Below are 22063 nucleotides of genomic sequence, written 5' to 3'. Positions count from 1 at the left end.
CATGACCAAACCCTTGTCCGAGGTGACCCCGAACACCTGGAGCTTTCTGCGCGACGCGATGATCAAGCCTACCGGCTTTCGCGAATATGATGCCCGCTGGAAATATCCCGACGAGATCAACCTGCCCGGCATGACCGCGCTGGGCTTCGGCCTGGGGACGCAGATGCACAGGCGCGGGATCAAGCCCGAGATCGCGGTCGGAAACGACTATCGCGACTATTCACTGGCGATCAAGAACGCACTGATCCTTGGTCTGATGCAGGCGGGCATCCGTGTCAAGGACATCGGCCCGGCGCTGTCGCCCATGGCCTATTTCGCGCAGTTCCACCTGGATGTCCCGGCCGTGGCCATGGTGACCGCCAGCCACAACCCGAACGGCTGGACCGGGGTCAAGATGGGCTTTGACCGCCCGCTGACCCATGGCCCCGATGAAATGTCCGAACTGCGCGATATCGTGTTGAACGGTGAAGGCGTAGCCCGCCCCGGCGGGTCCTATGAATTCGTCGATGGGGTGAAAGAGGCTTATATCGACGATCTGGTCGGCGATTTCAGAATGTCCCGCCCGCTGAAGGTCGTCTGTGCCACGGGCAACGGTACGGCTTCGGCCTTTGCACCAGAAATCTTTGAGCGGATCGGGGTCGAGGTCGTACCCAGCCACAATCGGCTGGATTACACCTTCCCCAACTACAACCCCAACCCCGAAGCAATGGAGATGCTGCACGACATGGCCGCGACCGTCAAAGCAACGGGCGCGGATCTGGCCTTGGGGTTTGACGGCGACGGAGACCGCTGCGGCGTCGTCGATGACGAAGGCGAAGAGATCTTTGCCGACAAGGTCGGTGTGATCATGGCGCGCGATCTGGCCAAGCTGCATCCCGGCGCCACCTTCGTGGCCGACGTGAAATCGACCGGCCTGTTCGCCAGCGATCCCGAACTGCAGGCGCTTGGCGTCAAGGCCGACTATTGGAAAACCGGCCACAGCCACATGAAACGGCGCGTTAAGGAAATCGGCGCGCTGGCCGGGTTCGAGAAGTCCGGCCACTATTTCCTGGCCGAGCCTGTCGGGCGCGGCTATGACTGCGGCATGCGGGTGGCCGTCGAAATCTGCAAGCTGATGGACCGGAACCCGGAAAAAAGCATGTCGGACCTGCGCCGCGCGCTGCCCAGGACGTGGTCGACCCCGACCATGTCGCCCTATGCCGCCGATACCGAGAAATACGACATCCTTGCGCGGCTGGTCGACAAGCTGGTTGCCAAGGCCGAGGCGCGGGAAACACTGGCCGGGCGCCCCATCAAAGAGGTGGTCACGGTCAACGGCGCGCGCGTGATCCTGGACAATGGCAGCTGGGGTCTGGTGCGGGCTTCGTCGAACACTCCCAATCTGGTCGTCGTATGTGAAAGCAGTGAAAGCGAGGCGGAAATGCGGGCCATTTTCGCCGATCTCGACGCCGTGATCCGCACCGAGCCCGGCGTGGGCGACTACGACCAGACGATCTGACACCGATGGGGGCGCCGCCAGCGCCCCCACAACCATTGATCAGTTGTTTCCCAGCAGTTTCAGCAGGCCTTTCTTGGCCTCTTCTTCAAGCTTTTTCTTGACCGCGTCTTCGATCTGGTCGCTGTCCGTGATGGTCGTGTCAAGCTCTTCTCCGGCCTTCCTGAGAGCCTTCTGCTTGGCGTCCTGTTCCAGCTCTTTCAGCTTTTCGTCGGTGGCCGCCTCGATCACTTTGCTCAGATCCGGTTTGATCGACGGGTTGCTCCACGGGCCCTGTATCCGCACGGGAACGGCCAGCCCCTCGCCTGAATTGGCGCGCAAGGCCACCGGCGTGAAAACATAGTCGATATCCCGCCGACCCAGTCCAATCCGGCCAGACCCGTCCGCGCGGAAATTGTCCAACTGCATCAGCAGATCATTGTTTCTGAGGTTTCCTTTGCGGATCACGAATGAGGCCGTCAGGCTGTTGAACACCGTCGTCCCGCCCACGGCATCGCCACGTCCCATCAGACGATCAAGGTCGATCCCCGCGATGACCCCTTTGCCCACCTTCAGACTGCCCTTGCCACTGAGCGAGCGCATGATCTGATCTTCGCTCTGACCTTCGCCGAGGAATTCCAGATCCAGCCCCCCCTTGCCCGACAACCGTTCAACCCCCGCCAGCGCCGTCAAAGCCTGCTGCAGGTCGATCCCCTGCGCCGATAGCTTGCCGCCGACCGACAATCCGTTGCGGTTGTTGGCGACCACCTGCCCAGTCAGTTGCCCCGCGAACAGCGTGGCCGGGTTCATCTGCATGACCGCGCGCGACCGGTCGAGGCTGAGTGTCAGGTCGCTTGCGCCGAATTCGAGACCGGGAACCGCAATCGACTCGGCCCTCAGGCGGATCTGCCCATTGGCCAGGCCCAGAACCGATGCGTCGATCGGCTGCTTTGACCATCCGTCGTCGCCCCGTGGCGACGATCCGGCTTTCGGGGCGTCGTTTTTTGGTTGCCTCCGGGTCTGCGTACCAGCATCCGCATCGGCGACACGCGACAGATCCAGATGGCCCGCCGTCAGGTTTGCGGTGATCTGCGGAGTGGCGGCGACAAGGATGTCTGCATTGCCCGTGATCCGGTTCTGATCAAGCGCGACCTGGATGTCGCGCAGCGCGATGCGTCCGTCGCGGGTATAGGTCATCTGACCGCGCACGTCGGCCTTGCGGCCCAGACCCTGAGGCACGGTCACACCCGCCTGGCCAAAAGCGGCCAGCATCTTGTGTGTATCGGTCGTCGTGATCCGGGTGCGCCCGTCCATTTCCCCTGCCAGATTGACGCGTCCGTCAAAGTTAACCTGGCCCCCGGGCGCGCTCAGGTCCAGCGCCAGCGGCGTCGCCTGACCTGAAGAAAAGGCCGGCAGATCCGATATGCTCAACGCCACCGTAACCGCCCCACCCGGCACGGGCATTTCCGCGTCCATCCGCATCGGGGCGGAAATGTCGGGCCAGCTGGCCGACAGATCCACGTTCGCGAAATCCATGCGAACCGCGCCGTCTTCGACATAGACCAGCCGGGCATTGGTCAGCTCCAGCTTGTCCAGCGTCACGGAACTGGGCTGCGATGCGGGTTTCGGCCCGCCAGACGGCAAGGCGGCCTCGGCTGGCGCGGCCTGTTGGCGGGGTGCCAGTTCCCAGTTTCCGCGTCCGTCGGACAGTTCCAGCCGCACGACCGGGTCGCGCGCCAATACACGACCGATCCGGACCTCGCCGCCCAGAAGGGCCGAGGCATCAACGCCCACCTCCAGGCTGGACGCGCTGAGCATGGGTTCGGGTCCGGCCCAGGGGGCATTCGCAAATTGCACCGGTCCGGTTTCCAGGCCCAGGACGGGCCAGAACGAAAACCGTACGTCGCCCTCAAGCGCAAGGTCGCGCCCGGTCTGGGCCTTGACCTGTTCCGCCAGGATCGCGCCAAGCTTGTCGCCGGGCATCAACAGCAAGGCCCCGATGGTCAATCCGATGGCGGCCATCAGAATGAAAAGAATGCGAAACAGCCACTTCATGATTTCTATGCGCCCCTGTTGTCCTTTGCCTAAATGATGTCTGCCCGACGCGTGGGATTTGCAAGGGGAAGATTTCCCCACTATATGCCGCGCCATGAGCACCAACCCGCCCAACCTCCGCCCCGACCTGGCGCCTGCCGCCCGGATTGACGATGCCCCGCGCCGCGGTCAGCCCACCATCGGCATGGTCTCGCTCGGCTGCCCCAAGGCGCTTGTGGACAGCGAACGCATCCTGACCCGCCTGCGGGCCGAAGGATACGGCATCTCGCCCGACTATGCCGGGGCGGACGCGGTGATCGTGAACACCTGCGGGTTTCTCGACAGCGCCAAGGCCGAAAGCCTTGAGGCGATCGGCGAGGCGCTGGTGGAAAACGGCAAGGTGATCGTGACCGGCTGCCTGGGGGCCGAGCCGGACTACATCCGCGAACACCATCCGCGCATTCTGGCCGTGACCGGCCCGCACCAGTATGAACAGGTGCTGGATGCCGTGCACAGCGCCGTGCCGCCCGATCCGAACCCCTTCGTCGATCTGCTGCCGGCCTCGGGGGTCAAGCTGACCCCGCGCCATTTCAGCTATCTCAAGATTTCCGAGGGCTGCAATCACAAGTGCCGATTCTGCATCATCCCCGACATGCGTGGCAAGCTGGCCAGCCGCCCCGCCCATGCGGTGCTGCGCGAGGCCGAAAAGTTGGTGGAAAACGGCGTGCGTGAACTGCTGGTCATCAGCCAGGACACCTCGGCCTATGGGCTGGACCGCAAATATGACGTGAACCCGTGGAAAGATCGCGAGGTGCGCAGCCACATCACCGATCTGGCGCGCGAGCTGGGCCAGATGGAGGCCTGGGTGCGGTTGCATTACGTCTATCCCTATCCGCACGTGCGCGAGCTGATCCCGTTGATGGCGGATGCGGGCTGCAACCTGCTGCCCTATCTCGACATTCCCTTCCAGCACGCCCACCCGGACGTTCTGAAACGCATGGCGCGCCCCGCGGCCGCGGCGAAGACACTGGACGAGATCGCCGCCTGGCGCGAGATCTGCCCCGACATCACCCTGCGTTCGACCTTCATCGTGGGCTACCCGGGCGAGACCGAGGCCGAGTTCCAGACCCTGCTCGACTGGATGGACGAGGCGCAGCTGGATCGTGTGGGCTGCTTCAAATATGAAAACGTCGACGGGGCGCGCTCGAACGACCTGCCCGATCATGTCCCCGAAGAGGTCAAACAGGAGCGTTGGGAACGCTTCATGGAAAAGGCGCAGGCGATCTCCGAGGCGAAACTGGCGGCCAAGGTGGGCCAGACCATCGAGGTGATCGTGGATCAGGTGGACGAGGACGCCGCCATCTGTCGCACCAAGGCCGACGCGCCGGAGATCGACGGGAACCTGTTCATCGACGAAGGTTTCGAGGCGCTTCGTCCTGGCGACATCGTCCCGGTTCAAGTGGACGAAGCCGGTGAATACGACCTGTGGGGTAAGTTGCTGCGCTGAGGCACAGCCCACGAAAAAACGGGCGGCCCCAGAGGGACCGCCCGCGAAAGCCAAAATTGGTAAAGCCTTACTGGCTGACCGGGTTGCAGACGGTCTGACCTGCTTCGGTTGTTGCCAGTTCATATCCGGCCGAGCAGCTGGGCGTTCCGTATTTATCATAGTCGGGCTGGATGTAGACCGGAGCGGGTTCTTCCTGCTGACCGCAGGCGGTCAGGATCAAGCCAAATGCGGCTGCGGCAGCGAATTTCAGTTTCATGTCCATCAATCCTTCAATACTTTTCTGATATTGCCCAACTTTTCGGGGCCGCGTCCAGAATACGGCCAATATGGCCGCGTGGCAACATTTTGGATCACACGGTCGTGAGCCAGGGCAAAACCATGCCGTGTGCCCCATTTTTAGCCTAAGCAAAGGCAGTCCGTCAGGTTACAATGCAACCCGAACCAATTGATGATTTTTCGCTTAAAGGACAAGCAAAATGGCTGAACCACCAATGATCGCCCGCAAGGCCCCCTATCCAGTCGAGGTGAACGAAGGAAAAACCTATTTCTGGTGCCGGTGCGGGAGATCCAAGCGTCAGCCACTTTGTGACGGTTCACATAAGGGCACCGGAATCGAACCCGTCTCATACAAGGCTGAAGCGACGCGGAAAGTCTTTTTTTGTGGATGCAAACAAACCCAAAACCCTCCGATTTGCGACGGCACGCATTCCCGGCTCTAGCCGCTCAGCGCAATTGCCTCAGAGCATCCGCAATCGCGCAACAAGGCGGCTCGGGCGTCATTTCGGCCTGTTGCTCGGCCAGCCACAGGACACAGCCTTTGCTGCAGTCGGCCGCCCTGCATCGGGTAACGATCTCGGCATAAGCCTGGTGGCTCAGACGCCCGTCGGCCATGGCTTCGGTCAGCGAAACCCCCATGCGACGGGCAACCGAGCGGGCAAGCCAGAAGTGTTTTTCGATATCTCCCAGATGTATGTGCCGCATCACAACTCCTGACCCGTCTCTGCACGAATTCGATGAAACAGCCCGAGATTCGGGCATGCGAAAGGTACCCGCGCACCGATCTTCGCGCCTGACAGCCAATCTCGGCACATCTCTGCCCGCCCACAACCGCGGCAGCGCCGAACTGCTTGTGCCCAGTCCTGCTGCGTCAGACCACTTGAACGGTAGGCAACGAGCAGATCCGTGCGGGTGATGCGCCCCATTTTCAGCACAAGGCGCAGATGGCGCGCGGTGTCGCCCAGCACCTTCATGACTGCCCCCGTGAAATCCGGCTCAAACGGCCAAGCATCTCGCGGTTTCTGCAGAATTCCGGCGGCTTGCCCCCGAATTCCTCGCCGGCCAGCCCCCGCGCACAACAGACCGGGTCCGGACATTCGGCGCACCGCAACACCGCGTCTGACAACTGGTCAAGTGAAACTGCGCCTGAAATCGCGGCTTCCTGCAGGTCAACGCCCACCTGATCCGCCATCCGATCCAACAGATCCGCATGGCGCTTCAGCGTCTCTTTAGGTGTCATGGCCCCGCCTTTCCTTATACCGATGGCTTTGACGATACGGCAAATGCGCCGCGTGGCCCTTGATACAGGTCAAGCAGTCGCCCCAAGACGGTCCAGATAGGCCCGCGTCGCGTCCTGAACCCGTCGGAACCTGTCGCCGCCCAATTTCTTTCCGCCATACCAGCGCGTGACGACAATCACGTGGTCCTGCAGCCCCGCCCGCTGCATCATGCGCAGGATGACCATGGCCGCTCCGGCTTCGCCATCATCGGCCTTGAGGGCACCTGTCGGCAGGACAGCAGCCCAAGTGTTGTGGGTGGCCTTGGCATACAGCTTGTCCGCCTTCAACGCCCGCAACACGGCATCGATGTCGTCACGGCTTCCGACCGACGCACCCGAAACCGCATATTTCGAGCCTCGGTCGGTCAAAACAACGCCAAGACGGGTCAGTTCCGTCATTCCATCAACCCCAGATCGGCTGCGGTCTCCAGCACGACCTCGACCCGTTTGGCATTGGGCGGGTGCGACGCCAGGAAACGGTCTCCCGGGTCGGGGATGCGGCTGAAATAGGCCATTCCCTTCAGCGGATCGTATCCGGCTGCATTGGTGATGACAGTTCCCAACACGTCCGCTTCCAACTCGAATGTCTTGGCATAGCTCTGCATGCCCACCTCGGCGCCCAGTTGTTGTGCGCGTTCGATCTCGTCCGGCCCCTCGCCCTGGGCCTTGGCCAACTCGCCAAAGACGCGCGCACCCTCCTTTGCGTTTTCGATCTGGCGCGCAATATGGCCCATGATGTGATGCGCGGCCTCGTGGCCCATCACAAAGGCCATCTCGTCGCCGTTGCGGGCCGACCCGATCATACCTTGGTTAAAGATCACAAGAGGCCGGCCGTGCTCGTCCAGCGTCTGAAAAGCGTTGGGCTGGGAATAAGGGGCAAGATCTACGAGGATCACGAAGTCACAGTTCTGGCCCTTCGTCTGCCGGCGGCATTCCGCGCCCGCCGCCCTGGCAACCGCGCGGCTGACCTGGCGAAAGGTTTCGGCCTTGTCCCGCAAGGCGAGAGAGGTCGGCGCCCAAGCCTCGGCCGGCACCAGAACGTGGCGCTCGACGGCAGCGCCGCACCCGGCCAAGGCCAGCAGCAGCAAGACAAAAACGCGGCGCATCCACGATATCCTTCCCTCAGATCCGGCGTAAAGCCTAGCGCAGCCGAACCCGAGAGACCACAGCGGACGAACCGATCGATGGTTGCATTGGGCCATCAGGACGGGCACTGTTGGATCATGTTTTCGATTGAACATGAATTCGACTCGACGGTCATCACCCTGGTGGACGAAGGCCCGCCGCCCCTGCAGGAAGACGTGGTCATCAACAGCTTTGCCGAATGCGTCACCATCGAACAGTTCGACCCGCGGACCGACCGCATCCAGAAGATCACGCTCTCGGCCGGGCAGTTGCGCGACCTTGCCGCCGCGCTGGACCTGCCCGAAGGGGTCTACCAGATTCGTGAGACGGACGATCAAGGATCATAGGCAAACAGCTTGTCCCGCGCGGCCTGCCCTTGCACGAGGGTCAGTCGAGAAGGCGCGACACCCATCGCCTTGGCCAAAATTCGGGCCACCGCCTTGTTTGCCCTGCCATCCTCGGCCGGAGCCGTGACCCAGATCTGGACGACCGAACCATCCACCTGCATACGATCCCGCGCGGCCTTGGGTGTCGCGCGCACGGCGATGCGTTGCCCATCCTTGGCCAGATGGCTCAGATCCGGCAGGTGCTTCAGTTTTGGTTCGGCCATACAATTTTTTCCATTTGGTCAATTGAATTGAGCCTGAGTCTTTCGAGATGAGAGTTTGCCCTTGAAATGACGCCTTGTCTGCCCGAAATACCAATGGCCCATGTAAAAAAGGTTAACATATGTCTCTGAAGAACCCGGCCGCGTTGGAATTTCTGCAATCCCGCCGCTCTCGCCCGGCCAAGACGCTGGTTGCGCCCGCGCCGAGCCGCGACCAACTGATGCCGCTGCTGACCGCGGCGGCCCGCTGCCCCGATCACGGAAAGCTGGAGCCGTGGCGGTTCATCGTTCTGGAAAAAGGTGCAATGCCCCGCTTGGCCGCGCTGACCGAGGAACGTGGGCAGGCACTGGGCAAAAGCCCCGACGAGATCGCAAAAGCCCGCAGCCAATTCGACATGGGGCAACTCGCCGTCGCCGTGATCGAGGTTCAGAAACCGTCCGAAAAGATACCAGCGATCGAACAGACCTATTCGGCCGGGGCGGCCTGTCTGGGCCTGCTGAACGCGGCGCTGGCCGCGGGTTGGGGCGCAAACTGGCTGTCGGGCTGGCAAACGCATGACCGGGAATTCTGCGAACGCGGTCTCGGCCTGGCGCCGAACGAGCGGGTTGCCGGGCTGATCCACATCGCCACCGAAAGCACCGCTCCGCCCGAACGCCCCCGCCCGGATGTGGACGCGATCACCGAATGGGTGTCCGAGTGATTGTTCTCAACGCCTTTTTCGCCGCCCTCGGCCAGATCGGAGACCCCCGGTTCCGCAAGGTCCTGATGCGCGGCATCGGCCTGACGATCCTGTTGCTGGTCGTGGCCTGCGCCGGGGCCATCTGGCTGATCAACTTCGCGTCAGGCTCTGAGATTTCGCTGCCTTTTGTCGGGGCCGTGCCGTGGCTGAACGATGTCCTCAACTACTCCGGCATTGTGCTGGTGCTGATCCTTCCGATCTTTCTCATGATTCCGGTGGCTTCGGCGATCACCTCGATGTTCCTGGACGAGGTCGCCCAGGCCGTCGAGGACAAGCATTATCCGGCCCTTCCGCCCGTCCCCCGCATTCCGGTCGCAGACGCGGTTCTGGATTCGCTGGGGTTCCTGGGCGTTCTGATTGTCGCGAACCTGCTGGCCCTGGTGCTTTATGCCCTGTTCCCGCCGCTCATGCCGTTTATCTTCTGGGGCATGAACGGTTTTCTTCTGGGGCGCGAATACTTCACGCTGGCCGCCATGCGCCGGGTCGGCCGGGACGGGGCGCGCCGGTTGCGCGCGCAGCATGCCTCGACCATCTGGATTGCCGGCACGTTGATGGCCATCCCGCTGACCTTTCCGCTGGTCAACCTCGTGATTCCGATCCTCGGAGCGGCCACCTTCACGCATATCTTCCACGCGCTGAACGGCCGGCCCGAGGTAGCCCGTCAATCATAGACGAAGGATTCACACAGAATCCGGTGCCGGGGTACGCCCAGCGCTGTCAAGTCCTGCTGTACCGCGGTCAGCATTCCGGGCGGGCCGCACAGGACAAACAACCAGCTTCGGCGCGCCTCATCGTCGAACAAACGGCGCAACAGAGACCGGTCGATCACCCCTACCTCACCGGTCCAGTCCTCGGCCGGTTCCGAAACCACGTGAACCAGGCGCAGATGCCCGCCCCGTTCCATCGCGGCAAGTCTGTCGGAATCGACGATCTGTGCCGCCGACCTGTTGCCGTAGACCAGCGTCACCGGGCGCGGATCGCCCTGCGCGCGCAACTCGTCCAGAATGCTCAGCATTGGGGCGATCCCGACACCCCCGGCGATCAGCGCCATGCCCGGTGCGTCCCGCTCGACCGGGGTCAGATGCCCGAACGGACCATCCAAATAGGCCGGCGCACCGATCGGAATCCGCCCCAAGCTGCGGGTGAAGTCGCCCAGTTCCTTGATGACGAACCGTATCTCGGAGCCCTCCGAAGGCGCCGAGGCGATGGAAAACGGGTTGTCGTTCACTGAAAACGGGCCGTGCCCGACCTGCAGCCAAGCAAACTGTCCGGCCTGGAATTTGAGCCCGTCATGGCCGTCCGGCGCCAGCACCAGTTCCCAGGTGCGTTCGGCAATCGGCCCGACACTTGTCACGCGCCATGGTCGGCGCAACCGGGCGAGCGGCGCCAGAAGATAGACCCGCAGCATACACGCACCGGCAACCGCCCCCAATGCCAGCCAGACGCCGGTCAGAACCGGGTCTGCGCTGTAGCGGCCCGCCGCCAGCGCGTGCCAGATGGCAAAACCCGCAATGGTCAGAGCCATCAATCCGTGACCCAACCGCCAGTTCTGGTATTTTCTTCCCAGATCCGACCGCGACAGGGCCAACCCCACCAAGACCGGCAGCAACATCCAGGCGACGGCGCCAGGCAGGATGGTCTCGGGCTCCCAGCTTAGGGTCAATTGGCGCGTGGAGTCCCAAGGATAGGGCGGGTTGCGCGCGCCCTGATACAGAAAGGGATGGATCAGGGCCAACACCAAGGCCACGCGCGCCAGAACCCGATGCCAACGCATCGTCACATCCATGCCGATCCGACGCGAGATCAAACGAAAGCGGCCCGACAACAGGAACTCGACCAGCAGGATGGCCAAAGCGACCAGACCTGCGCCGGTCGCAAGCTCATCCCACAGGGACCGGAGGGGAAGCCCCTGCATCCCCGCCAGGGCCAGCGGCGTCACCAGCAGGACCACATATCCGACGATCAGTACCTGCCTCGGCACGAGCCGATACTCCCCTATGCAAAAGCAAGCGCCCGGCCGGTGTCACTCGACGGGGTCAAGCTGGTTCAGCCAGTCAAAATCCCTGATCGAGATGACATCCGACACGATGATTCCGGCAATGATCGCCCACAAGACGATCGAAATTCCGGTGGTGATCCACAGTTTCTTCTTCATGTGGTGAACTTCCGGCGCGCCCGCATGGGTGCCCGGCACGATGTCGCCCAGATCTCCCTGCGTCTTGATGCGCACGGGCAATACGACCAACAGGGTCAGAAACCAGATGACGGCGAACAGAACCAGCGCGGCCGTAATGGTCATACAAGAACCTCCTTGCCCAGTTCAGACCTGCTCTAGTTCGACGAGGCAGCCGTTGAAATCCTTTGGGTGCAGGAATAGAACGGGCTTGCCATGCGCGCCGATTTTGGGCTCTCCGTTGCCCAGCACGCGGGCACCGGTCTCCTTCAGGTGATCGCGCGCGGCGATGATGTCCTCGACCTCGTAGCAGACGTGATGGATGCCACCCGAAGGGTTCTTTTCCAGAAACCCTTTGATGGGGCTATCTTCGCCCAGCGGGTACAGCAATTCGATCTTTGTGTTCGGCAATTCGATGAACACGACGGTAACTCCGTGATCGGGTTCGTCCTGCGGGTCGCCGACCTTGGCCCCCAGCGCGTTTCGATACTGCACCGAAGCGGCCTCGAGGTCGGGAACCGCGATTGCGACGTGGTTGAGGCGGCCGATCATGACAAACTCCTTTGTTCGGGTCATCGACGGTTATGGGCGCTGCCCCTGCAAAGGGCAAGTGCGCCAAAACGCGCGTTAACCCTGTGTTATCCAGATCTTCCTAGCGTGAGGCATCTGCTGAAAGGAGTTCTGCCATGGACGATTCGGTGCCCTTCGCCGCATCCATCCCTGCTCCAAGCGCCGCACGGCCGTTGCTTGGGCAGACGATTCTGGTTGTCGAGGACAGCCGATATGCCTGCGACGCCCTGCGATTGATGTGCCTGCACAGCGGCGCCCGTATTCGGCGCGCGGACTGCCTCAGATCCGCCCGGCGGCACCTTCAGATCTACCGCCCCACCGTGATCATCGTGGACATGGGTCTGCCCGATGGCTCAGGCGCCGATCTGATCGCGGAACTCAACATCGCCAGCCCCCGCATCAGCGCCATTCTGGGCATGTCCGGTGACGACGGCGCGCAAGATCGGGCGTTACGGGCCGGGGCCGATGGCTTCATGACCAAGCCGCTGAAATCGCTGGCTCATTTTCAAACGAAAATCCTCCAACTGCTGCCGGAGGACCGGCGCCCCGGCAACCTGCATGCAGTCCGCGACGAAGAAATCTCTCCGGATCCGATGGCCTATCAGGACGACATGGCCCACATCGCCGACATTCTGACTGGGCCCGCCGATGACCGAACGCTGGACTACGCGGCGCAATTTCTGCGCGGCGTCGCGCGCGACGCCGGTGACTCCGTTCTGGCCGAAGCGGCGCAACAGCTGGCCATTTCACGCGTCCGAGGCGCCCCCGTAACGGTCCTGGCCGCCCGTGTCGCCGGTCTGGTGCAAAACCGCCTTGAACGGCGCGAGGCAATCTGAATGATCACTGCGTATTTCATCACCACCGCTTTGCTTTGCGCCTGGTGGTACCGACAGACCCGGCGGCAGGCGCGGTCCATACGGGTCAATCGACTGAATCAGCCCGGATGGCTGGATTGAAACTTGCGGTCTTGGGACCTTCGCCCTGCCGAAAGGGTCCCGGCCGAAACAATCGGCCCAGACCGGCCGCCCACGGCAAAACCTAACGGGCCTGCGGACACGTGCGCATCCGCTGAACCTGGTTTGGCCGCGTGAACAGGGAGGTGCGAGCGGGCCGGATCAATCCTGCGGAATGATGCGCAGGCCCAGTTCCATCAACTGATCCGAGGTCGGGTCCGACGGCGCCTGCATCATCAGATCTTCGGCACGCTGGTTCATCGGGAACATCATGACCTCGCGGATGTTGGCCTCGTCGGCCAGCAGCATGACGATCCGGTCGATACCGGCGGCACAGCCCCCGTGCGGCGGTGCGCCATAGTGGAAGGCGCTGAACAGCGCGCCAAAGCGGCTTTTGACCTCTTCCTCGCCGTAGCCGGCCAGTTCAAAGGCCTTGAGCATGATTTCGGGCTTGTGGTTCCGGATCGCGCCCGACACCAGCTCATAGCCGTTGCAGGCCAGGTCGTATTGATAGCCCTTGACCTCAAGCGGGTCGCCTTGCAGCGCCTCCATGCCACCTTGCGGCATCGAGAACGGGTTGTGTTCGAAATCAATCTCGCCGGTTTCCTCGTCCTTTTCGTAGATCGGGAAATCCACGATCCAGGCAAAGGCGAAGCGGTCCTTGTCGGTCAGGCCCAGTTCCTCGCCGATGACGTCGCGCGCCTTGCCCGCGACCTTTTCGAAGGTCTTGGGCTTGCCGCCCAGGAAGAAGGCCGCGTCGCCTTTGCCCAGACCCAGTTGCTGACGGATAGCCTCGGTGCGTTCGGGGCCGATATTCTTGGCCAACGGGCCGGCCGCTTCCATTCCGTTCTCGCCCTCGCGCCAGAAGATGTAGCCCATGCCCGGCAGGCCCTCTTTCTGGGCAAAAGCGTTCATCCGGTCGCAGAATTTGCGGCTGCCGCCACCCGGCGCCGGGATCGCGCGGATCTCAGTGCCTTCCTGTTCCAGCAGCTTGGCGAAGATCGCGAAACCGGACCCCCGGAAATGGTCCGACACCACTTGCATCTTGATCGGGTTGCGCAGATCGGGCTTGTCGGTGCCATACCACAGCGCCGCGTCCTTGTAGGAAATCTGCGGCCAGACCTTGTCGACCTTCCGGCCATTGCCGAATTCCTCGAAGATACCCGTAAGCACCGGCTGGATCGTGTCGAACACGTCCTGCTGGGTGACGAAGGACATCTCGAGGTCGAGCTGGTAGAAATCGGTGGGCGAGCGGTCGGCGCGCGGGTCCTCGTCGCGGAAGCAAGGGGCGATCTGGAAATACTTGTCGAAGCCCGACACCATGATCAGCTGCTTGAACTGCTGCGGCGCCTGAGGCAACGCATAGAACTTGCCCGGATGCAGGCGCGACGGAACCAGGAAGTCGCGCGCGCCCTCGGGGCTGGATGCGGTGATGATCGGAGTCTGGTATTCGCGGAAGCCCTGATCCCACATGCGGCGGCGCATGCTGGCGATCACGTCCGAGCGCAGTGCCATATTGCGCTGCATCGCCTCGCGGCGCAGGTCCAGGTAACGATAGCGCAGGCGCGTTTCCTCGGGGTATTCCTGATCGCCGAACACCATCAGCGGCAGTTCCTCGGCCGCGCCCAGCACTTCCAGTTCGCGGACATAGACCTCGATCTCGCCGGTGGGCAGCTTGGGGTTCACCAACTCGGGGTCGCGCGCCTTGACCGTGCCGTCGATGCGGATGCACCATTCTGAGCGCACTTTCTCCAACGCGCTGAATGCATCACTGTCGCCGTCGCACAGGACCTGGGTCACCCCATAGTGGTCACGCAGGTCAATGAACAGCACGCCGCCGTGATCTCGCACCCGGTGAACCCAGCCCGACAGGCGGACGGTTTCACCGACATTGGCGGCGGTCAGATCGGCGCAGGTGTGGCTGCGATAAGCGTGCATGGATGGTATCCCTTCGGGCGCTGAATTCGTCGCGCCGATACACCGCGATCACGTCGGGAAGTCAAGGGTTGGGGCGCGATGCGGGCCGGAATGCAGACAAATTCGAAAAAATCGCTATCTTTTGGACATGTGAACTTGAATAGTTTTCCCGGCACGCGGGAGCCAGGCCCCTTGAGCAAGGAGGTGTTCGGCCGATGTGGCAAACTGTTTTGGATCGCGTATTGCGGGGTTTCATCACCCGCGGAACTCTGCGGATCACCTATCCTGACGGGACGGCGCGCACCTATGGCGACGCCACGCAGCCCGAGGCGCATGTCACCCTGCATGACCCCGCATTGATGGCGCGCTTGGTGCGCAATCCCGAGATGGCTTTTGGCGAGGGCTACATGGACGGCACCCTTACCGTCGACGAAGGCGGCCTGGAAAGCGCCATGCGGATCGCGATTCGATGCGCGGCCAGCGGGTCATTGCCCTTGCTGCAGCAGATCCAGGACTGGGCCGGGTATCTGCTGAGACCGATCCTGCAGCGCAACTCGGTCCGATCGGCGCGGCGCAATGTTGCGCATCACTATGACCTGTCCGACGACTTCTACCGGCTGATGCTGGACCCTGACATGCAGTACAGCTGCGCCTATTTCCAGCAGCCCTGGATGACTTTGGAACAGGCACAAGCCGCCAAAAAGGCGCATATCGCGCGCAAGCTGTGCCTTGAACCCGGAATGCGCGTGCTGGACATCGGCTGCGGTTGGGGAGGGCTGGCCCTGACGCTGGGGCGTGACCACGGCGTGCAGGTGACCGGGCTGACCCTGTCGCAGAACCAGCACCGCACCGCGACCGCGCGAGTAAGGCAGGCCGGGCTAGCCGACCGCGTCGACATTCGGCTGATGGACTACCGACAGATGCAGGATCAGTTCGACCGGATCGTCTCGGTCGGGATGCTGGAGCATGTGGGCGCGCCACAGCTGCGCACCTATTTCGACCGGGTCGCAGCCCTGTTGAAACCCGACGGTGTGGCGTTGATCCATTCCATCGGCCGCAACGGTCCGCCCACCGGCCAGTCGCCCTGGCTGAACAAATACATCTTCCCGGGCGGCTATGTCCCGTCGCTCGAGGAAATCGTCAAACCCGTGGCCCGCACCGGTCTGTGGTTTTTGGATGTCGAAAGCCTGCGGCTGCATTATGCCCTGACTCTGCGCGCCTGGCGCGACCGGTTCGAGAGCAACCTGGATCAGGTACGCGCGATGTATGACGACCGGTTCATCCGCATGTGGCGGTTCTACTTGACCGCCTGCATCCTGGTGTTCGAGGAGCGCGACCAGACCGTTTTCCAACTGCAACTGGGCCATCGCCGTGACGCGGTGCCGTTAACGCGGGACTATCTGTATCAGCCGGGTCAAGACATGCGCAAAGCCGCCGAGTAAAGTCCCTAGAACGGGCGCTGCACGTTTCCGGAATAGAAGAATTCGCCCAGCCCGGCGGCAAAGATGATGTTGCCCGCGATCGCGTGCAGCAGCACCGCATAGAAGAACGACCCACGCTTTCGGTAGGCCCAGGAAAACAGCAGCCCGCCCGCGAATGTCATCGCGGCGACGATCCAGCTCCAATACATCAGATGGGCAAAGGCAAACAGCCCGGCGTTCAGCAACGGCAAGGCCGTGCCGTCAGGCAGAATCGCGTGATAGCGGCGATAGAACAGTGTGCGGAACAGCAGCTCTTGCGGAAGCGCCGACAGCAACGGATAGCCCAGCCAGATCACGACCAGAAATTCCGGCCGGTTCAGCAGCAGATAAAAGGCCGCATCGGGGCGCGTGGCCATCACCAAGGCCGCACAGATTGCCGCCATTGCGAATGAGAACCCGATCACCTCGGCCCAGCGCCAGTTGCGCCAGCCATAGCGCAGCTCGGCCCAGGAAAAGCCCGGAGTGCGGTGCAGCAGGGCGATCCCGCCAGCGGTGAAGAAGAACAGGGCCGGAAACATCCAGTCGGGTGGAAACACAACCGCGATCAGCAAGGGGACCGCGACATAGAACGCCACGAATTCAGCCTTCAGGCGCAGGTTCGACACCTGCAATCCACGCGCAGAACTGCGGTCGCTCATGGCAATATCACTTGGGCCGGGATCAAACCGCGCAAGGAATTGCCCATCCAGACCCGGTGCGCGGCGGCCAGATCATGCAGGGTCAAGACCGCCTCGACCGCGCGTCCGGTTTCGATCAACTCCTCGCGCAGGATGCCCGGCAGCAGGCCCGCCGCAACCGGCGGTGTCAGCAGGCGCCCGCCTTCCGTTTCCACGAACAGGTTGGTGATGGTGCCCTCGCACAGTTCATCCCGTTCGTTCAGGAACAAAAGCTCGTCCACGCCGTAGGGCAATTCCGCCCGCGCCTGATCATAGATCGCGCGGCGGGTGGTCTTGTAACGCAGCCAGATGTCCGAGGACATCAGCCGCGGCGTGGCGATGCCCACCGTCCAGCCCGGCGGGTTGTCCGCCAGAGGCCCCGTGGTGACCTCGGGCTTGCCGGTCATGTCCAGAGTCAACCGGCACCGCAGCGGGTCCGCGCCGGCCACGCCGGCCACCACCTCGCCCACACGCCGCACGTCGAACCGAACACCCAGCCAATCCGCCGTGCGCGCCATGCGCCGCAGGTGGCGCTCCAGCCGCACAAAGCCCTGCCCGGGCCGAAACGCAAAGGTTTCGATCAGACGGAAATCAGGCTCAGTTGGTGCGCGAACCGGGCTTTCCATAGCGCTTCCTCGTATTCCGACGCGGCAGTGCTGTCCCAGACGACGCCTCCGCCGACGTTCAGCGTGGCCCGATTGCCCTCGACCATCAAGGTCCGGATCGCGACGTTGAATTCCGACCGCCCATCCGGGGCGGCCCAGCCAATGGTGCCGCAATAGATGTCGCGCGGCCAGGGCTCCAGATCCGAAAGAATCTCCATCGCACGGATCTTGGGCGCCCCGGTAATCGAGCCACAGGGAAACAGCGCCGTCAGGATGTCGGACAGCCCGGCCCCCACCTGCAGCCGCGCCTGCACCAGCGACACCATCTGATGCACGGTGGCGTAGGTCTCGACCTTGAACAGCTCGGGCACCTGAACGGTTCCCGGCAGCGCCACGCGGCTGATGTCATTGCGCAGCAGGTCCACGATCATCAGGTTCTCGGCCCGGTTCTTTTCGTCCGAGGACAGGAAATCCCGCCGACGCGCATCCTCGGCCAGATCGGCGCTGCGCGGCTGGGTGCCCTTCATCGGCCGGGTCTCGATCATCCCGTCGGCATCGGTGCGGAAGAACAACTCGGGCGAGCGGCTGAGCAGATCGGGCAGCCCGTCCTGCTGGACCAGCGCGCCATGGCCGACCGGCTGTCCGGCGGTCAGCGCGGCGTAGAGCGCGGCGCTGTCGCCCTCGGTTTCCAGGTCAATAGGAAATGTCAAGTTGGCCTGATAGATGTCCCCGGCCCCGATCGCATCATGCACGGCGCGGAAGGCTTCGGTATAGCGCGCCTCGCTCCAACGCGGCTGAAACGCAGTCAGCCCGGCTGCACCGGACGGCAGGTCGTGCACGCTCGGGCCGTCGAACACCCCAAAGCACAATAGCGGCAATCGACGGTTCGCGGGCAGCCTTGCGGCCAGCTTCGGCTCAAGCGCATAGCCAAGCTCGTAGCTGGCAAATCCGGCCAGCCAGCCGCCCTGCGCGCGCGCGTCATCCAGCGCCGCCAATGCCTGGGGTACCTGCTCCGCCCGGTCGGCGCGGATCACCTGGGCGGGCCGGTCGAAACCGGTGCCCGGACCGGCGGGTCCCTGATCGAAACGAATGCGCAATTGCTTCCTCATCTACCGTTCCGCGGCATATAGAGAATACGGTGCCAAGGGAAAGGGGGGAAAGCGGCAATTTCGCTTCCGTTTCCGATCCCCCTTGCACCTTTTGCCCGGGTCCCTATAACGCACGACAATTTGGGCGCTTGGGCGGCGCCCGCGACTCGTGCAAAATCGAAGGGACCAGGCCATGCCGAAGAGAACCGACATCCAGTCGATCATGATCATCGGGGCGGGGCCCATTGTCATCGGGCAAGCTTGCGAATTCGACTATTCCGGCGCCCAGGCCTGCAAGGCGCTGCGCGAGGAAGGGTATCGGGTCATCCTGGTGAACTCGAACCCTGCCACGATCATGACCGACCCGGAACTGGCCGACGCCACCTATATCGAACCGATCACGCCCGAGGTCGTCGCCAAGATCATCGAAAAGGAACGCCCCGACGCCCTGCTGCCCACGATGGGAGGTCAGACCGGCCTGAACACCTCGCTGGCGCTGGAAGAGATGGGCATTCTGGAAAAATTCGGCGTCGAGATGATCGGGGCCAAGCGCGAGGCCATCGAGATGGCCGAGGACCGCAAGCTGTTCCGCGAGGCGATGGACCGCCTGGGCCTTGAAAACCCCAAGGCGACAATCATCACCGCTCCCAAAAAGGCCGATGGCTCTGCCGATCTGGATGCCGGCGTGCAGATGGCCTTGGACGAGCTGGAAAACATCGGCCTGCCCGCGATTATACGCCCCGCCTTTACACTGGGCGGCACCGGCGGTGGGGTGGCTTACAACCGCGAGGACTACATCCATTATTGCCGCTCGGGCATGGATGCCTCGCCCGTGAACCAGATCCTCGTCGACGAAAGCCTTCTGGGCTGGAAGGAATACGAGATGGAGGTGGTGCGCGACAGCGCCGACAACGCCATCATCGTATGTTCCATCGAAAACGTCGACCCGATGGGCGTGCATACCGGCGACTCGATCACCGTGGCCCCTGCCCTGACCCTGACCGACAAGGAATACCAGATCATGCGCAACGGCTCGATCGCCGTGCTGCGCGAGATCGGCGTGGAAACCGGCGGCTCGAACGTGCAATGGGCAGTGAACCCTGCCGACGGCCGCATGGTCGTGATCGAGATGAACCCGCGCGTGTCGCGCTCGTCGGCGCTGGCGTCCAAGGCGACCGGCTTCCCGATCGCCAAGATCGCGGCCAAGCTGGCGGTGGGCTACACGCTGGACGAATTGGACAATGACATCACCAAGGTCACCCCTGCCAGCTTTGAGCCGACCATCGACTATGTGGTCACCAAGATCCCGAAATTCGCCTTCGAGAAGTTCCCGGGCGCTGAACCCTACCTGACCACCGCGATGAAATCGGTGGGCGAGGCGATGTCGATTGGGCGCACGATCCACGAATCGATGCAAAAGGCGCTGGCTTCGATGGAATCGGGCTTGACCGGCTTTGACGAGGTCGAAATTCCGGGCCTGAGCATCGGCCCTTGGGGCGCTGTCGAAACCAGCGACGACAAGGCGCATGTTATCAAGGCGATCAGCCAGCAGACGCCGGACCGGCTGCGCACCATCGCGCAGGCGATGCGTCACGGGCTGTCGGATGACGAGATCCAGGCGGTCACCAAGTTCGATCCGTGGTTCCTCGCGCGCATCCGTGAGATCGTCGAGGCCGAGCGTGACCTGCGCAAAAACGGCCTGCCGGTCACCGAAGAGGGCCTGCGCGCGGTCAAGATGCTGGGCTTTACCGATGCCCGTCTGGCCAAGCTGACCGGCCGCAACGAGGACAACGTGCGCCGCGCCCGTCACAACCTGGGCGTCAAGGCGGTGTTCAAGCGCATCGACACCTGCGCCGCCGAGTTCGAGGCGCAGACGCCCTACATGTATTCGACCTACGAGGCCCCCACGATGGGCGAGGTCGAATGCGAGGCGCGCCCCAGCGACCGCAAGAAGGTGGTCATCCTCGGCGGCGGCCCGAACCGGATCGGCCAGGGGATCGAGTTCGACTATTGCTGCTGTCACGCCTGTTTCGCGCTGACGGATGCCGGGTATGAGACCATCATGGTCAACTGCAACCCCGAGACGGTTTCGACCGACTATGACACCTCGGACCGCCTGTATTTCGAGCCGCTGACCTTTGAACACGTCATGGAGATTCTGCGGGTCGAGCAGGAGAACGGCACCCTGCACGGCGTGATCGTGCAGTTCGGCGGCCAGACGCCGCTGAAGCTGGCCAACGCGCTGGAACAGGCCGGCATCCCGATCCTCGGAACCTCGCCAGACGCCATCGACTTGGCCGAGGACCGCGAGCGGTTCCAGGCGCTGGTCAACCAGCTGGGGCTGAAGCAACCCAAGAACGGTATCGCCTCGACCGACGCGCAAGCGCTGGAAATAGCCGAGGAGATCGGCTTCCCGCTGGTGATCCGCCCGTCCTACGTTCTGGGTGGCCGCGCGATGGAGATCGTGCGCGACATGGATCAGCTGAAACGCTACATCAACGAGGCCGTGGTGGTTTCGGGCGACAGCCCGGTGCTGCTGGACAGCTATCTGGCCGGGGCGGTCGAGCTGGACGTGGACGCGCTGTGCGACGGCAAGGATGTGCATGTGGCGGGCATCATGCAGCATATCGAAGAGGCCGGCGTGCATTCCGGCGACTCGGCCTGTTCGCTGCCGCCCTACTCGCTGTCGACCGAGGTCATCGACGAGATCAAGGAGCAGACCTACAAGCTGGCCAAGGCGCTGAACGTGGTCGGCCTGATGAACGTGCAGTTCGCGATCAAGGATGGCGAGATCTACCTGATCGAGGTCAACCCGCGCGCCAGCCGCACCGTGCCTTTCGTGGCCAAGGCGACCGACAGCGCAATTGCCTCGATCGCGGCGCGGGTGATGGCGGGCGAACCGCTGTCGAACTTCCCGCAGCGCCCGCCCTACAAGGAGGGCCAAGACACCGAGATCGCCGACCAGATGACCCTGGCCGATCCAAACATGCCGTGGTTCTCGGTGAAAGAGGCGGTGCTGCCCTTTGCCCGTTTCCCCGGCGTCGATACCATCCTTGGCCCCGAGATGCGCTCGACCGGCGAGGTCATGGGCTGGGACCGCGACTTCCCCCGCGCCTTCCTCAAGGCGCAGCTGGGCGCCGGCATGGTGCTGCCGTCCAAGGGGCGGGCCTTCATTTCGATCAAGGATGCCGACAAGGGCGCGTTGATGCTGGAGGCGGCGAAGGTTCTGGTGGAACAGGGCTTTACGCTGGTCGCAACGCGCGGCACGCAGACCTGGCTGGACAGCCAAGGCGTGCCCTGTGACGTGGTCAACAAAGTCTATGAAGGCCGCCCCGACGTGGTGGACATGCTGAAGGACGGTCAGGTGCAGCTGGTGATGAACACCACCGAGGGCGCGCAGGCCATCGAGGACAGCAAGGCGATCCGCTCGATCGCTTTGTATGACAAGATTCCCTACTATACCACGGCCGCAGCCAGCCACGCCGCTGCGTTGGCCATCAAGGCGCAGGCCGAGGGCGATGTAGAAGTCAGGTCTCTGCAGGGCTGATACGCGCAAAGGGCAAAGCCCGATAGAACCA

The 22063-nt window shown here is 63.0% G+C and carries 24 protein-coding genes; 9 read left to right on the top strand and 15 right to left on the bottom strand.

Annotated features, from left to right (window positions below):
* The first annotated feature begins 1 nt into the window (after position 1).
* Positions 2-1498 (top strand): phosphomannomutase/phosphoglucomutase, encoded by a 1497-nt coding sequence (locus AC2FME_RS04660; RefSeq protein WP_496799776.1) that lies wholly within the window; start codon positions 2-4, stop codon positions 1496-1498.
* 39 nt (positions 1499-1537) lie between these two features.
* Here AC2FME_RS04660 and AC2FME_RS04655 read toward each other — a convergent pair whose 3' ends face one another.
* Positions 1538-3529: an AsmA family protein gene (locus AC2FME_RS04655; RefSeq protein WP_496799775.1), complete on the bottom strand. Its 1992-nt coding sequence runs from the start codon at positions 3527-3529 to the stop codon at positions 1538-1540.
* 94 nt (positions 3530-3623) lie between these two features.
* Here AC2FME_RS04655 and rimO point away from each other — a divergent pair, with 94 nt between their 5' ends.
* On the top strand, positions 3624-5015 hold the full coding sequence (gene rimO, locus AC2FME_RS04650; protein ID WP_496799774.1) for a 30S ribosomal protein S12 methylthiotransferase RimO: 1392 nt from the start codon (positions 3624-3626) through the stop codon (positions 5013-5015).
* A 67-nt stretch (positions 5016-5082) separates the two neighbouring features.
* Here the strand turns inward: rimO and AC2FME_RS04645 are convergent, their stop codons facing one another.
* Positions 5083-5271 (bottom strand): hypothetical protein, encoded by a 189-nt coding sequence (locus tag AC2FME_RS04645; protein WP_496681739.1) that lies wholly within the window; start codon positions 5269-5271, stop codon positions 5083-5085.
* Between the two features lie 220 nt (positions 5272-5491).
* Here AC2FME_RS04645 and AC2FME_RS04640 point away from each other — a divergent pair, with 220 nt between their 5' ends.
* Positions 5492-5734 (top strand): CDGSH iron-sulfur domain-containing protein, encoded by a 243-nt coding sequence (locus AC2FME_RS04640; protein ID WP_496681737.1) that lies wholly within the window; start codon positions 5492-5494, stop codon positions 5732-5734.
* A 4-nt stretch (positions 5735-5738) separates the two neighbouring features.
* Here the strand turns inward: AC2FME_RS04640 and AC2FME_RS04635 are convergent, their stop codons facing one another.
* The 5 genes from AC2FME_RS04635 to AC2FME_RS04615 form a co-directional block, all read right to left on the bottom strand.
* Positions 5739-5996: a DUF6455 family protein gene (locus AC2FME_RS04635; RefSeq protein WP_496681735.1), complete on the bottom strand. Its 258-nt coding sequence runs from the start codon at positions 5994-5996 to the stop codon at positions 5739-5741.
* Positions 5996-6265: a DUF6455 family protein gene (locus AC2FME_RS04630; protein WP_496799773.1), complete on the bottom strand. Its 270-nt coding sequence runs from the start codon at positions 6263-6265 to the stop codon at positions 5996-5998. The genes AC2FME_RS04635 and AC2FME_RS04630 overlap by 1 nt, the downstream gene beginning before the upstream one ends.
* Positions 6262-6531: a DUF6455 family protein gene (locus tag AC2FME_RS04625; RefSeq protein ID WP_496799772.1), complete on the bottom strand. Its 270-nt coding sequence runs from the start codon at positions 6529-6531 to the stop codon at positions 6262-6264. The genes AC2FME_RS04630 and AC2FME_RS04625 overlap by 4 nt, the downstream gene beginning before the upstream one ends.
* Before the next feature lie 69 nt (positions 6532-6600).
* Positions 6601-6969, bottom strand: a complete 369-nt coding sequence (locus AC2FME_RS04620; protein ID WP_496799771.1) for a YigZ family protein — start codon at positions 6967-6969, stop codon at positions 6601-6603.
* Entirely contained in the window at positions 6966-7676 is a 711-nt protein-coding gene (locus AC2FME_RS04615) for a M48 family metalloprotease (protein ID WP_496688519.1), read from the bottom strand. Before AC2FME_RS04615 ends, AC2FME_RS04620 begins: the two co-directional genes overlap by 4 nt.
* Before the next feature lie 117 nt (positions 7677-7793).
* On the opposite strand from AC2FME_RS04615, the gene AC2FME_RS04610 reads away from it, so the two are divergent.
* Entirely contained in the window at positions 7794-8042 is a 249-nt protein-coding gene (locus tag AC2FME_RS04610) for a DUF8831 family protein (protein WP_496681723.1), read from the top strand.
* Here AC2FME_RS04610 and AC2FME_RS04605 read toward each other — a convergent pair.
* Positions 8030-8305, bottom strand: coding sequence for a DUF167 domain-containing protein (locus AC2FME_RS04605; protein ID WP_496741135.1), 276 nt, complete (start codon positions 8303-8305; stop codon positions 8030-8032). The two genes, AC2FME_RS04610 and AC2FME_RS04605, sit on opposite strands and share 13 nt — an antisense overlap.
* A gap of 119 nt (positions 8306-8424) precedes the next feature.
* Here AC2FME_RS04605 and AC2FME_RS04600 point away from each other — a divergent pair, with 119 nt between their 5' ends.
* A complete protein-coding gene (locus tag AC2FME_RS04600) occupies positions 8425-9003 on the top strand; it encodes a nitroreductase family protein (protein WP_496799770.1) in 579 nt (192 codons plus the stop codon).
* Positions 9003-9713 carry an EI24 domain-containing protein gene (locus AC2FME_RS04595; protein ID WP_496799925.1) on the top strand — a complete coding sequence of 237 codons (711 nt, stop codon included), beginning with the start codon at positions 9003-9005 and terminating at the stop codon, positions 9711-9713. The genes AC2FME_RS04600 and AC2FME_RS04595 overlap by 1 nt, the downstream gene beginning before the upstream one ends.
* On the opposite strand, the gene AC2FME_RS04590 is transcribed toward AC2FME_RS04595, so the two are convergent.
* Genes AC2FME_RS04590 through mce form a run of 3 tightly spaced genes read right to left on the bottom strand, consistent with a single transcriptional unit; the run spans position 9704 to position 11767 of the window.
* Entirely contained in the window at positions 9704-11023 is a 1320-nt protein-coding gene (locus AC2FME_RS04590) for a ferredoxin reductase family protein (RefSeq protein WP_496799769.1), read from the bottom strand. The genes AC2FME_RS04595 and AC2FME_RS04590 overlap by 10 nt on opposite strands.
* A gap of 42 nt (positions 11024-11065) precedes the next feature.
* Complete coding sequence (locus AC2FME_RS04585) at positions 11066-11341, bottom strand: DUF1467 family protein (protein WP_496799768.1); 276 nt, start codon at positions 11339-11341, stop codon at positions 11066-11068.
* A 21-nt stretch (positions 11342-11362) separates the two neighbouring features.
* Positions 11363-11767 carry a methylmalonyl-CoA epimerase gene (mce, locus tag AC2FME_RS04580; RefSeq protein ID WP_496681779.1) on the bottom strand — a complete coding sequence of 135 codons (405 nt, stop codon included), beginning with the start codon at positions 11765-11767 and terminating at the stop codon, positions 11363-11365.
* Between the two features lie 134 nt (positions 11768-11901).
* On the opposite strand from mce, the gene AC2FME_RS04575 reads away from it, so the two are divergent.
* Complete coding sequence (locus AC2FME_RS04575; RefSeq protein WP_496799767.1) at positions 11902-12621, top strand: response regulator; 720 nt, start codon at positions 11902-11904, stop codon at positions 12619-12621.
* A gap of 279 nt (positions 12622-12900) precedes the next feature.
* Here AC2FME_RS04575 and aspS read toward each other — a convergent pair whose 3' ends face one another.
* A complete protein-coding gene (gene aspS, locus AC2FME_RS04570; protein ID WP_496799766.1) occupies positions 12901-14676 on the bottom strand; it encodes an aspartate--tRNA ligase in 1776 nt (591 codons plus the stop codon).
* A 194-nt stretch (positions 14677-14870) separates the two neighbouring features.
* Between aspS and AC2FME_RS04565 the strand changes: the two genes are divergently transcribed.
* Entirely contained in the window at positions 14871-16097 is a 1227-nt protein-coding gene (locus AC2FME_RS04565) for a class I SAM-dependent methyltransferase (RefSeq protein WP_496799765.1), read from the top strand.
* 5 nt (positions 16098-16102) lie between these two features.
* Here AC2FME_RS04565 and AC2FME_RS04560 read toward each other — a convergent pair whose 3' ends face one another.
* The 3 genes from AC2FME_RS04560 to AC2FME_RS04550 are packed head-to-tail and all read right to left on the bottom strand — an operon-like array spanning position 16103 to position 18506.
* Entirely contained in the window at positions 16103-16774 is a 672-nt protein-coding gene (locus AC2FME_RS04560; protein ID WP_496799764.1) for a CPBP family intramembrane glutamic endopeptidase, read from the bottom strand.
* Positions 16771-17418: an aminotransferase class IV family protein gene (locus AC2FME_RS04555; protein WP_496799763.1), complete on the bottom strand. Its 648-nt coding sequence runs from the start codon at positions 17416-17418 to the stop codon at positions 16771-16773. Before AC2FME_RS04555 ends, AC2FME_RS04560 begins: the two co-directional genes overlap by 4 nt.
* Positions 17373-18506 carry an aminodeoxychorismate synthase component I gene (locus AC2FME_RS04550; protein WP_496799762.1) on the bottom strand — a complete coding sequence of 378 codons (1134 nt, stop codon included), beginning with the start codon at positions 18504-18506 and terminating at the stop codon, positions 17373-17375. The genes AC2FME_RS04555 and AC2FME_RS04550 overlap by 46 nt, the downstream gene beginning before the upstream one ends.
* A 172-nt stretch (positions 18507-18678) precedes the next feature.
* Between AC2FME_RS04550 and carB the strand changes: the two genes are divergently transcribed.
* Positions 18679-22032 (top strand): carbamoyl-phosphate synthase large subunit, encoded by a 3354-nt coding sequence (carB, locus tag AC2FME_RS04545; RefSeq protein WP_496688504.1) that lies wholly within the window; start codon positions 18679-18681, stop codon positions 22030-22032.
* Positions 22033-22063: the final 31 nt, after the last annotated feature.

Source organism: Ruegeria sp. BHSC026 (assembly GCF_059613065.1).
Note: the sequence above shows the minus strand (reverse complement) of the source record. Positions and strands in the feature narration are given on the sequence as shown.